Origin of the sequence: Pedobacter sp. JCM 36344 (assembly GCF_046546555.1) — a bacterium.
Lineage (GTDB): Bacteria > Bacteroidota > Bacteroidia > Sphingobacteriales > Sphingobacteriaceae > Pedobacter.
Genome location: NZ_JBKHKK010000010.1, coordinates 183,572 through 193,165, shown reverse-complemented (window position 1 = coordinate 193,165; position 9,594 = coordinate 183,572). Strand labels below are relative to the sequence as shown.

9 protein-coding genes and 1 pseudogene are annotated in these 9,594 nt (G+C 37.9%); 9 read left to right on the top strand and 1 reads right to left on the bottom strand.

Annotated features, from left to right (window positions below; all coding sequences use genetic code 11):
* A partial coding sequence (locus tag ACHFIZ_RS11760) for a DUF6807 family protein (protein ID WP_410886027.1) occupies positions 1-618 on the top strand: 618 nt, incomplete at its 5' end.
* A 280-nt stretch (positions 619-898) separates the two neighbouring features.
* Positions 899-1,117, top strand: a complete 219-nt coding sequence (locus ACHFIZ_RS11755; RefSeq protein WP_410886025.1) for a hypothetical protein — start codon at positions 899-901, stop codon at positions 1,115-1,117.
* Here ACHFIZ_RS11755 and ACHFIZ_RS11750 read toward each other — a convergent pair.
* Positions 1,114-1,290, bottom strand: coding sequence for a hypothetical protein (locus tag ACHFIZ_RS11750; protein WP_410886037.1), 177 nt, complete (start codon positions 1,288-1,290; stop codon positions 1,114-1,116). The two genes, ACHFIZ_RS11755 and ACHFIZ_RS11750, sit on opposite strands and share 4 nt — an antisense overlap.
* On the opposite strand from ACHFIZ_RS11750, the pseudogene ACHFIZ_RS11745 reads away from it, so the two are divergent.
* The 7 genes and pseudogenes from ACHFIZ_RS11745 to ACHFIZ_RS11715 all read left to right on the top strand — a co-directional run.
* Positions 1,258-1,419 (top strand): annotated as a pseudogene (locus ACHFIZ_RS11745) (hypothetical protein); the annotation flags it as partial. The gene ACHFIZ_RS11750 and the pseudogene ACHFIZ_RS11745 sit on opposite strands and share 33 nt — an antisense overlap.
* A gap of 64 nt (positions 1,420-1,483) precedes the next feature.
* Positions 1,484-1,606 carry a hypothetical protein gene (locus tag ACHFIZ_RS11740; RefSeq protein ID WP_410886035.1) on the top strand — a complete coding sequence of 41 codons (123 nt, stop codon included), beginning with the start codon at positions 1,484-1,486 and terminating at the stop codon, positions 1,604-1,606.
* A gap of 370 nt (positions 1,607-1,976) precedes the next feature.
* Positions 1,977-2,189: an IS66 family transposase gene (locus ACHFIZ_RS11735; protein ID WP_410886023.1), complete on the top strand. Its 213-nt coding sequence runs from the start codon at positions 1,977-1,979 to the stop codon at positions 2,187-2,189.
* Positions 2,190-2,674: 485 nt separating this feature from the next.
* Positions 2,675-3,400, top strand: coding sequence for a bacteriorhodopsin (locus ACHFIZ_RS11730; RefSeq protein ID WP_410886021.1), 726 nt, complete (start codon positions 2,675-2,677; stop codon positions 3,398-3,400).
* A 344-nt stretch (positions 3,401-3,744) separates the two neighbouring features.
* On the top strand, positions 3,745-4,695 hold the full coding sequence (locus ACHFIZ_RS11725) for a Brp/Blh family beta-carotene 15,15'-dioxygenase (protein ID WP_410886019.1): 951 nt from the start codon (positions 3,745-3,747) through the stop codon (positions 4,693-4,695).
* Between the two features lie 236 nt (positions 4,696-4,931).
* Complete coding sequence (locus ACHFIZ_RS11720) at positions 4,932-7,106, top strand: alpha-L-rhamnosidase C-terminal domain-containing protein (protein ID WP_410886017.1); 2,175 nt, start codon at positions 4,932-4,934, stop codon at positions 7,104-7,106.
* A 13-nt stretch (positions 7,107-7,119) separates the two neighbouring features.
* Positions 7,120-9,579 (top strand): bifunctional UDP-N-acetylmuramoyl-tripeptide:D-alanyl-D-alanine ligase/alanine racemase, encoded by a 2,460-nt coding sequence (locus tag ACHFIZ_RS11715; RefSeq protein ID WP_410886015.1) that lies wholly within the window; start codon positions 7,120-7,122, stop codon positions 9,577-9,579.
* Positions 9,580-9,594: the final 15 nt, after the last annotated feature.

The following is a 9,594-nucleotide window of genomic DNA, read 5'->3' as shown; positions in this document are numbered from 1 at the left end:
GGTACTGTGCTATTTGAGGGAATTAAAAATACAGATGCGGGAGCAGTTTTTGCTTCTTCAGAATCAAGAAATGCATATTACGATAAATCGATAGTACCCAATAAAAAAGTACTGGATGAGGATTGGCAGATCAAAGTTTATAATTTAAAAGGCGCCAAAAAGCCGTATTATTTGTTTGACGTTGAGCTCCGTCAGCGTCTTTCTACCTCTTCACCTTTAAAACTTTCAGAGTATTTATACGGGGGGATAGGTTTTAGAGGTAATGGAGAGTGGAATGGCAAAGGTAATGCTTACTTTATTACTTCTGAAGGTAAAGACAGAACCAATGGGCACGCTACAACATCCAATTGGGTTCATATCAGCGGAAATGTTGCGGGAAAACTAACAGGCATTACTATATTATCCCATCCTGATAATTTTCGTTCTCCTCAACCCATGCGTATTCATCCTACCGAGCCTTTCTTTTGCTATGCACCTACTCAAGCCGGTGGTTTTGAAATTACACCTGGCAAAGAGTATCTTGCACGATACCGCTTTATTGTTTATGACGGTGAATCTGATCTGAAATTCATCAAAATAATGTGGGATGATTATGCTAATCCGTTGATAATGAAATAATTATAAATTATATAGTGTGTTTTTATAAATAGAGTAACCAGCAACAATGAGTTCATTTTAATTTAGATCTATATAGAAAGTAACTACTCAGGTTCTCTTTACTAAATGATTTGGATGTTTATTCACACTCGGTAATTTATTTTAGTAATTCACTGATTCTAGAATAAATTTTTCAAAGAAAAGTGTTGTTTTATCCACATTTCACTGTATAACTTGATTTAATATTTCTGGGTTTATTGACCTAAAAAGCGGTTTTTTTTATGAACAGGAATTGCAAAGAATGGACAATAAAGATTTTCTGAAACTGGTTGAATTGCTCGAAAAGGAGTCATCTGCCCGTGTTGCTGCAGAAGGAGCTAAAGCAGTGGAAATCGCCGCTTTAAGCCAAATCATTTCAGAACAGCATGCTTCATTTGGACAAACGATCCAGGATCTAAATGCCATAATTGGACAGCTTAATGCAACCATCGGCAGACTATTGGAAGAAACAGGCTTTTAAAAGGTCCCAAAAAGAATAGTGGCAACAGTTCTATTCCTCCTTCTAAAGATGAAAACCGTTCCCAGCGCACCAGCAGTTTGCGGGGGTCCAGCAGTAAATCCTCCGGTGGCCAGAAAGGCCATGAAGGCAGTATCCTGAAGATGAGTGCGACCTCCGACCATATTATAGAACATCAGCCAGGGTTCTGCAACTGTTGCGGGCTGAATCTTGATGGCCAGCAGGGAGAACTTGCCAGCCGCCGTCAGGTGATTGACATTCCTGTGGTACGCCCATCCTATACTGAACACCGTATTTTCCGTAAGGCATGTGCCTGCGGCCATATCACCAGCGGCACTTTTCCTTCGGGGGTCGAAGCGCCGATCAGATATGGCAATCAAACCACCGCTGATCGCTTATCTGCATACCCGTCAGTATATTTCCCTTGCAAGGATTAGTGAGTTCTTCTGTTCGGTTTATGGAATGGGCATCAGCAAGCTAAACTGGTTCTAGACATGGCAAAGCAAGTTTGCCACTTACATCACCACTTCTAAAAACAGGTGCTTTGAAACGGTTAAAGCTCATTTCCCTTCCGGTTTTCCTAAAGCCATACTGGTACACGATTGCTGGACCATCCATTTAGACACTGCCGGCGCAGGACATCAGATCTGCACGGCACATCTGCTTAACGAGCTAAACTTTTTCAAAGAAAAATATCAATGTCCATGGGCAGCACAGTTCAGCCAAATGATTATGCAGGCAATTGAACTCAAAAAAATAGTCAAGCCTGCTGATTATAAAAAACCAATACAACAAAGGGTAGCCATTGAAGCCTTGCTTGATGAGTTCATCAGACAACAAATAAGCTCTCATCCATACTGAAGTGATTACTTTTCAGAAGAGGATTATCAAACATAGGGTGTACCTGCTGACATTTCTTTACCACCATGAGGTACCCGCACATAACAACAGTTCCGAACAGGCAATCCGAAATATAAAGGTCAAGCTGAAAGTCTCTGGTATGTTTAAATCTACTAAAGGCGCACAGAACTATGCAATCATGCGTTCTATCACCGACACATGCAAGAAAAATTAGCAGGAGAATCTTAAATGCTTTCCTAACTATTGCTGATTCATAGGAAAAGCTGAGTATTTACCTTTCTTTTAATGAAGTTCTGTCTACCTTAAAAAAATTATCGTGAATGGTAAGACCGACCTTCGGTCCGGTCTGGGAGCAATAAGCAGTATTACCTTTTTACTAAAACTGATGGGAAAAATATTGAATTTGATATGGTGTAAAGCCATAAAATTATAAGTAAGTTGATAACTATTTTAGTTTAATGTCACTAAAAAGTAATTTTATACACTAAATTAAAGTCGAAGGATTTTAATTTAGTGTGAAAATATCCAATAACACATTGAAAATCAATAAATTATATTAATTAATTCTTTAATAAACTAATAGTTAATGAGTGCAAAAATATTGATTTGTCGTGTTAATATCGTTACTTTATTTTGTTGCTAATACGATACCCATATATCGACCAACCGTTTAGCTTTGCTTAACCAATTAAATCTTATATGAATCATTTATTATTTGCAGAAGGCTCTATTCGGGCTATTGAAAGTACTAATTACGTAGCTTTCTCTTTTTTCGTAGGCACAATGGCCATGATGGCGGCTGCCGTATTTTTCTTTTTTGAGGTCAACAATACTAGTAAAGAATGGCGCACATCTGTTTTGGTGTCGGGTCTCATTACTTTTATCGCTGCCATTCACTACTATTACATGCGGGGCTATAATCTCGAAACTGGTCAGTCACCAGTGTTCTTCAGGTATGTAGACTGGCTCTTAACCGTCCCATTAATGTGCGTGGAGTTTTATCTGATTACTAAAAAAGTTGGTGCTAAAACCGGCTTGTTAGTAAAACTGATTGTTACTTCAGTTATCATGTTGGTTACTGGTTATATTGGCGAGGCCGTTAGCCCTACCAATAGCGCGTTTTGGGGTACAATATCCGCTATTGCTTATTTTTATATCGTTTACCTTGTTTGGTTTGGTGAAGTTGCAAAACTGGCAAAAACAGGGAGTTTGGCTGTCATGGCTGCCAACAAATCTCTTGGTTGGTTTGTTCTTGTCGGTTGGGCAATTTATCCGCTTGGCTACATCATCGGAACGCCAGGGGGAATTTTCGGGATTCCTGTTCATCTTGGCTTGAATATGGACGTTATATACAACATAGGCGACGCAATTAACAAAATTGGGTTTGGATTGGTTATATATGTGCTTAGCAGAAAAGAAGCATAACTAAGTGTATTTAGATAAACTTATAAAAAAGGTGCTTTACGGCACCTTTTTTATGTTACGAAAAGTTAAAAGCCTTAATTAGTTAGCGTTTTAGTGACTTGTACTTTTGGATCAACTGGCGACTGTCAAAGTAATATATTGCCTTTTAGTTTTTGAACGAGCATTCAAAAGCTATTAACCCATTAAAAAAGTTTCAAGAGTTATATTGACGAAATTTTATTTATAATTCATCTATTAAAAATGTTAAAACTAAAGAATATCAATAATTACATTTAAAAATCAAATGATATTTGCTGATTTCCCCAGAAAATTGCTTTAAAAGCATTACTTAAAAAATTTTAATAATGTTTTCTCAACACTTTACATTAAGAAGTAGAATCCTGACTTTGGGATTTGTTGTTACCATAATCTGTTTACTGGCGAATCTATCGGTAAATATACAATTGACTTTGCTTACTATAATCATGTTAGTAACTGGCATACCACACGGATCGCTCGATTTTTACTTGGAAGAACAACGATATGCAAAACAAAAAAGGAGAATTAACCGGGTAGTATTTTTCGCAAAATATCTTCTTTACATGCTGGTTTACGGCATATTGTGGTTTTTTTTACCAAATTTATCTTTGATTGTATTTATTTGCATCACGGCATATCATTTTGGGGAAATTGATTGGATTTTAAAAAATAATAAAATTCTAAATTCTATTCTAATATTTATCTATGGTTTACTTATGATTTTATTCATCATAACAAACCACATTGATGATACTGCTCCTCTCATTTACGTTTTACTGAAAAAATGCTTTACAATAATGCAAATAGTGACAATAGGAGCCAATATATTGCTTTGTTGCAAAATCGGTTTTTGCATTATAATGGCTTTCATCTTCACCGTACGAAAAAGTATTAACTGGAGCCTGAGGGATTTTAACGATTTTTTGATGCAAACCCTACTGATTTACGTCATATGCACCTTAATGCCCTTTTACCTGAGCTTTACATTCTATTTTGGAATATGGCATTCTACTTTATCTTTTGATGTTATACGGAGACAACTAAACTTTACAAATACTATGCAAGGCTGGGAAAAAATGATTAAAAAGTCACTCCCTTTTGTAATAATTGCTGTATTTGCATTGTTAATATTCTCTTTCTTTAACTATTTGTCATTTTTTTCTAGTACGGTTCTTACTAGTCTTATAGTTGGAATAGCTGTATTGACATTGCCCCATCTACAGGTTTTTAGTAAGGCGGTACGGGCAGCTAGTATAATAAATCAGCGTAATTTTTAGAAGTACATTTTCGGACGATATGGTATTATATCGCTTCACATCCTGAACGAATTGATTAGAAAATAATCCTATTTTAGAGCAATGAAATTGTTTGTTCGATGGGGATAAAGCTTTTTAAAAGGAGGCCGAAAGCGAATAGGATTTGCACTAAAGTATTAGTTTGTATTTGGTTAATGCAACTATAGATATTTTATTCTAAATTGAACCTGTTCAGAATTCTGTAATTGAGGATACAAATGGTAAAATCAACATTTTTGGCAACGGCTATTGTGATCATGTTTTTATCTGTGGCGGTCGGCCAAAATAAGCCAACGGGGTTACTGGTCAACTTAATTGCGAATACTGAAAGCGCTAACGCATCAATAAATTCGAAAAATCCGCTTTTCAGTTGGATAGTTTCTGGAAAAGCTAATGCCACCCGACAAGTTGCCTATCAATTAATTGTATCTGATTCTTTTTCAAAAGCTGAAAAATTCGAGGGAAGCATATGGGATAGTTCAAAACAGCAAGTAGATAGTTCAATATCTGTGAGTGCTAAAGGATTGACCTTAAAACCATCTACAACATACTATTGGCGGGTGAAAACCTGGAGTAATAAAATAAGAGAAAGTGATTGGTCGGACATTAAAACCTTTAAGACAGCTGATAAATTAACTGAAAATGGCGTTTCCGCAGAAGCATTGGTGAAAACAAGACAACAGGCTTCAATGGTTAAAAAGCTCTCTTCAGAACTTTCATTTATTGATTTTGGTAAAGATGCTTTTGCACAATTAGCACTTAAACTGACTTCAAAAAATGGTGGGGATACGGTATCAATCAGCTTTGGAGAAGCGTTGAAAGCGGGCCGGCTTGATGCAAACCCAGGAGGTACAATTCGCTACCAGAAGGTTAAGCTGCCACTTGAGAGAGGTACAAAGATCTATCAAATCCATTTAAAGAAAGATCAAAGAAATACTGGTTCTGCGGCATTTTTAATGCCGGATTATATTGGGGAAGTGTTTCCATTTCGATATGTGGAAGTTGACAGTTATTCGCTTAGTTTGGCTAAGGCTGATATTCAGCGGGATATGGTCCACTATCCTTTTGATGATAGCGCGTCGTATTTCAAAAGCAGCAATGACACCTTAAATAAGATCTGGGATCTTTGTAAATATTCCATTAAAGCCACTTCTTTTGCGGGGGTTTATGTGGATGGCGATCGTGAGCGTATCCCCTATGAAGCAGATGCCCTGATCAATCAACTTGGACACTATAGTGTGGATCGGGAGTATTCAATGGCACGAAAATCTGTTGCTTATTTGTTGGAACATCCAACCTGGCCAACTGAATGGATTTTACAAGCATTGATTATCTCCTGGAATGATTACTTGTACACAGGCGATAAACAACTGCTGGAAAGCAGCTATCAGATTTTGAAGAATAGAACCCTGATGCAGCTAAGAGGAAAGAATGGATTGATTTCAACCACTTCCAGCTTACAAACCACTGACTTCGCTAAGTCGATCAACTTCAATGGAAAGATAAGGGATATTGTAGACTGGCCTTTAAGCGAAACTGATGGGTTTGTCTTCAATGAGTACAATGCAGTCGTCAATGCTTTTTATTACAAATCGTTGGTCAACATGAAGTTGATCGCTCAAGTACTTGAAAGGAAATCCGACCAAGAATTTTATAAAAAACAAGCAGGCGAAATTAAAACTGCTTACAACAAAATGTTTTTAGAGGGGAAAACCGGTTTGTATAGTGATGGAGAGGTAACCTCTCATTCTTCCTTACATGCCAATATGTTCGCTTTGACGCTTGGCTTGGTTCCTGAAACGAATAGGGATTTGGTGTTGAGCTTCATCAAATCAAGAGGTATGGCGAGCAGCGTCTATGGATCGCAATTTTTGATGGAGTCTTTATATAATGGTTTTGAGGGTAACTACGCAAGGAAGCTTTTAACTGATGGAGGAATTAGAAGTTGGTATAACATGATCAGGGTTGGTTCTACCATTACCCTTGAAGCTTGGGACAATAAGTATAAGCCTAATCAAGACTGGAACCATGCCTGGGGTGCTTCCCCTGCAAATATTATTCCCAGAAAGCTAATGGGAATAGAACCGATTGCTGCAGGATTTGAAGAGATAGCAATTATGCCGCAGACAGGCGATCTGGAGGAAGCTGAAGTATTGATGCCTACTATACGTGGCCCAATATCATTAAAAATAAGTAATAAAAAAGTGTATACACTAAAGGTAATATTGCCGGCAAATATGCGGGGACAGGTTTTCTTACCTAAATTAGATGGAAAAATATTAGTTACTTGTAACGGCAAGCGAATTCCTTTTCAACCTATTGCAGGAAAACCTTTTATAAATGCTGGTAAGGTAGAATCGGGTTCATGGACCTTTACAATGAGACAAAAATGATTAGTTTTGAACCATGAGTCACGCCAGTTATTCTATAGCCCTTATTGCTGAGATTTTAGACGCATCACCTGTATTTTCTGATACTGAGGCTATGATTAGTCAGCTTGCGACGGATAGTAGAAGCGTGATTTATCCTGCGGAATCCTTGTTTTTCGCCCTGAAAGCGCAAAGAGACGGACATAAATACGTCGATGACGCCTATAAAAATGGAATCAGAAATTTTGTGGTAACGGAGAAGGGATCTCTTGAAAAGTACGAAGATGTGAACATTCTTGTCGTTTCAGACGTACTGCTATCCCTTCAAAATTTATCGGCTTACAATAGGAGCCAGTACGACCTCAAAGTATTGGCTATAACTGGGAGTAATGGCAAAACTATTGTGAAAGAATGGCTTTATCAACTGCTGGCCAATGATTTTAATATTGTTAAAAGTCCTAAGAGTTTCAATTCTCAGATAGGAGTACCACTTTCTGTGTGGCAGATCGAAGAGGAACATACCATGGGGATATTTGAAGCTGGTATTTCCCGAAGTGGAGAGATGTCAAGTCTTGCTCAAATAATAAAGCCCACTATAGGAATTTTAACGAATATTGGGGAGGCCCATGCTGAAGGTTTTTTTTCTCATGCAGAGAAGTTGAAAGAAAAACTAAAGTTGTTTAATAATGCAGAGTTGTTGATCTACAGTCCGGATTATACCACAGGTTTATCCCCTAAAGATTTACCAGCAAAAGCACAATTCTCCTGGAGCCTAAAAGAAAAAGCGGATCTACAAATTCTTTTTATTGAGCCCATTGAAAGTAAAAGTTATATAAGAGCCTTGTGTAAAGGGATCGAGATTGAATGTCTAATACCATTTAGAGACAATGCGTCTGTTGAAAACGGGATTATCTGTTGGGCCACTTTGCTTGCGCTGGGATATTCAGGAAAAGAGGCCGATGCCAGATTGGAAAAGCTAACCCGAGTGAGTATGCGACTAGAGCTCAAAACAGGGATCAACCAGTGTTCTGTTATTGATGATTCTTACAGTGCAGACACTTCTTCGCTTGCAATTGCACTCGACTTTCTAAACTTACAAAATCAACATGCTAAGAAAACATTAATCTTATCTGATTTAGTAGAGACTGGTAAAAGCAACGAGATCTTGTACACTGAAATAGCTGCGCTACTTAAACAAAAAAACCTGCATAGATTGATTGGAGTTGGCCCCAACATATCTAGTTCAGATGAGTTCTTCGACCTTGAAAAAGTATTCTTTAAGGATACTCAATCATTTATACAAAACTTCCCTGCACTCCATTTTAACAACGAAACCATTTTGGTTAAAGGAGCCAGAAAGTTTGAATTTGAGCGGATAAGTAAGCTAATTACACTAAAGATCCATGATACAATTCTTGAAATAGATTTGAATGCACTTTCAGGAAATCTCCAGTTTTATAGGAATAAGCTGAAGTCGGGAGTAAAAGTTATGGCAATGGTGAAGGCGTTCTCCTATGGTAGCGGAAGTTTTGAAATTGCAAATCTGCTACAGTATAATAAAGTTGACTATCTGGCGGTAGCCTTCACTGATGAAGGAGTATCGCTCAGAAAGGCTGGAATTACAATACCAATCATGGTCATGAGCCCAGAACCTTCAGGTTTTGATGCCATTATTAAGCACAACTTGGAGCCTGAAATTTACAGCCTGGATATACTCAAGAGTTTCAGTGGTTATTTAAACGACAACGATTATGATTACCCGATCCATTTGAAGCTAGACACCGGGATGCATCGTTTAGGGTTTGAAGAGCCTGATCTTCCAGATCTTTTGCGCACGTTGGTTGAAACGACCAAGCTGAAAGTTATTTCTGTATTCTCTCACCTTGTTGGTAGCGATAGCGCTAGTCTTGACGAGTTTTCTGTACACCAGCTTAACAGGTTTACAGATATGGCAAACGATATAGAAGCAGGATTAAATTATTCATTTATCAGACATATCTCCAATACCTCTGGAATAACCAGGCACCCTGATGCGCAGTTAGATATGGTGAGAATCGGAATTGGATTGTATGGTTTCGATGGTAATTTGCTAAATAATCAAAGCCTGAGAACAGTTGCTGTTCTAAAGACCACAGTGACCCAGGTTAAGAAGCTTAAAGCGAATGAAACTGTTGGGTATAGCCGAAAAGGTGTATTGTCTGGCGGAGGCGATATCGCTACTGTCAAAATTGGCTACGCCGATGGCTACAATCGTAAATTTGGGAATGGCGTGGGTATCATGATCATCAATGGTAAGCGTGTTAACACGGTCGGCGTGATCTGTATGGATATGTGTATGCTCGATGTAACAGGATTAGATGTGAAAATCGGCGATGAAGTGATTGTCTTTAATTCAGAACTCCCTATTGTAGAACTCGCAAATCAAATTGACACCATTCCCTACGAGATATTAACCAACATTTCTCAAAGGGTTAAAAGGATTTATTTTTACGAATAGGGCAACGCTTTTTTT